The sequence below is a fragment of the Bacteroidota bacterium genome (assembly GCA_018698135.1).
Lineage (GTDB): Bacteria > Bacteroidota > Bacteroidia > CAILMK01 > JAAYUY01 > JABINZ01.
Genome location: JABINZ010000215.1, coordinates 1 through 2,750, shown reverse-complemented (window position 1 = coordinate 2,750; position 2,750 = coordinate 1). Strand labels below are relative to the sequence as shown.

The window sequence follows — 2,750 nt, the reverse complement described above, 5'->3', positions numbered from 1 at the left end:
GTTTTTGCATGTTTTTTAGTTTAAGAATATTTTAATTGATGAATTTCTTTTTTCTGATACAAACTTTAAAAAATACAAACCTGAAATTTGGTCCGATAAATCCAAAATCCTCCTATCATCTAATTCCTCGGATCGATAAACCTCTTTCCCGTTTATATCATAAACCGAAATTGTATATTTCTCAAATGATGTGGGCTGGATATATACCAGGCCATTACTAGGATTTGGATAGACTGAAAAGTCATTGAATTCACTATTTTCAATGGACTGACCATAAACTAATTTACTGACACCATTGCCCGTCCCAAACCAAAAATTGCCATTTTTCGACAAGGACATATCGTAAACTGCATCATCCGCCAAACCTGTATTCTTTTTAGCATATTGTTGCCAGCTCGATCCATCAAATTTCATGACTCCTGCTCCTAGTACTGAATAATCTTCTGCTGTTCCAAACCACATATTATTTGAAAGATCTTGTAAAATGCATTGCACATTATTGTAAAAAATATAATTATTTGTATCGTAGGTTGTCCAAGTTGAACCTACTTTATGACTAATTCCTGCCCAGGTAGCAAACCACATACTACCATCAGTATCTTCATAGATATCATTTACATGAAAACCAGCTAAGCCATCAGTAACTGAATAACAAGTCCAATTTCCATCATACATACAAACACCTCCTGAACTTGCCACTTCGTCTGTACCAACCCAAACGTTTCCGGCCTTGTCGCTATATAAACATAATATTTCATCAGCAAGCAATCCATCAGCTTTTAGAAAAGTTGTCCAGTTAGAACCACTTAGCATACTTAAACCCTGATCGGTTCCAAACCATAAATTGCCACTTTTATCTTCTAAAATTGCCCGAACATCATCACTTGCAATTTGACTATTGCTTGTTGTATAATTTAACCAAGAACTTCCATCATAAACACTGGCACCTGATGCTGTAGCAATCAATATATCTCCTGCTGCATTTTGAGAGATGTCACGAATTGCATTACCAGCCAAACCCATATGTTTAGTATACGGTGTCCAATTTACCCCATCGTGTAAACTCAGTCCATCTTCAGCAGTGCCAAACCAAATTCTACCGTTTACATCTTTAAAAACTGATCGAACTTCATTGCCGGGTAATCCTGTTAAGTAACGTATGGTTTCAAATTTTCCATTTTTAAATATACTTATTCCATCCCATGTTGTAATCCAGATATCACCATTAGTTGATTGAAAAATACTTCGAATATGATCACTGGCCAGATTAGAATTCATTGTATTGTACGTAGTCCAATTCGTTCCATCAAACATAGCAAGTCCAAAGCCGGGACTACCAAAAAAGTCTTCACCAGTTCCAAACCAAATGTTATTAGCTGCATCAGTAAAAATTGCATTTACTGAATTATCAGGTAATCCGGAATTAGTCGTATTATAGGTTGTCCAGCTTGTTCCATCGAAACGCGATACGCCTCCTACGCCTGTTCCAAACCACAAATCACCCTGATTATCTTCCATGATAGCAATAACTAAATTATCTGCTAAACCATTGGAAGTATTGTAAATAGTCCAGTTTGTATCATTCCATACACTTAACCCAAACCATCCAGATCCACACCATATTTTCCCATCACTACTTTCGAATATAATCTGAATATCATCAGAAGCCATTCCTTCGTTCGCACCATAATAGGTCCAGTTGGTGCCATCAAAAACATTTACTCCTCCCCATTCTGTTCCAACCCAAATATTTCCTTTTGAGTCTTCATAAATGTCAAAGACCTTATCTCTTTTAAGTGCTGAGTTGCCGGTATTGTAAAAAACCCAATTGGTTCCATCATACACACTCACACCCTTGCTTTGTGTTCCAAACCAAATATTTCCTTTTGAATCCTGAAGCATACATGTAACATAGTTCTCTGATAATCCATCACTTGTAGTTATATAATCCCAATTAGTACCATCGAAATTACATACACCATCCACTGTCGAAAACCAAAGTTTACCACTGGCATCCTGAAAAACGTCATATACATCATTGGAAATAAGAGAATTGTTTGTTCCTGTATTGGACGTATTATACTTATGCCATGTTTGACTTTGTAAGTGAATACTGAAAAATAGAAAAGTTAATAATAATGTTGTTTGAATGAAAAAAGTGTAAATTCTATGCATACAGTAGGATTTAATTATGAAAATAATTCTGAATTATTTCAGATTATATATATTCTTTAACGTCAATTTCATTATTTAAAACCATGTAACCATTCATGGCCAAAGCTTTCATCTCATCCTCTCCAGGGTAAATGGATACCGGGGCAATATGAGCAATCCTGTCAATAATGAGTTCCACAAACCATTTATTATTTGCCAGTCCTCCTGTCAGTAATATACCATCAATTTGGCCTTTTAATACTGTTGACATTCCACCTACTTCTTTTGAAACCTGATAAGCCATTGCTTCATAAATTAAAAGAGCTTGCTCATTTCCGCTGTCCACCAGTTTTTCGACTTCCATGGCATCATTTGTACCAAAATAAGCTACAAATCCTCCTTGACCAGTAATCATTTTCTTCACTTCATCCAGAGAATAATCGCCAGAATAGCAAAGTTTTGCCAAGGATCCAACTGGTAAGGTTCCACTCCGCTCCGGAGAAAAAGGCCCCTCTCCATCTAATCCCTGATTTACATCTATTACTCTACCTTTTTTATGCGCACCAACTGTTATTCCTCCTCCTAAATGAACTACG

2 protein-coding genes are annotated in these 2,750 nt (G+C 36.2%); both read right to left on the bottom strand.

Features of this window, described 5'->3' with window-relative positions; all coding sequences use genetic code 11:
* Window positions 1–15 precede the first annotated feature (15 nt).
* The gene (locus tag HOG71_13730; protein ID MBT5991905.1) at window positions 16–2,175 is read right to left on the bottom strand and encodes a T9SS type A sorting domain-containing protein; all 2,160 of its coding nucleotides are present in this window, start codon (window positions 2,173–2,175) and stop codon (window positions 16–18) included.
* A 43-nt stretch (window positions 2,176–2,218) separates the two neighbouring features.
* Window positions 2,219–2,750 (bottom strand): butyrate kinase (locus HOG71_13725; GenBank protein MBT5991904.1); only part of this gene is annotated, 532 nt, incomplete at its 5' end.

Excerpts from the sequence above, each read along its gene's own strand:
- HOG71_13730 (MBT5991905.1), bottom strand. The coding sequence starts at position 2,175 with ATGCATAGAATTTACACTTTTTTCATTCAAACAACATTATTATTAACT.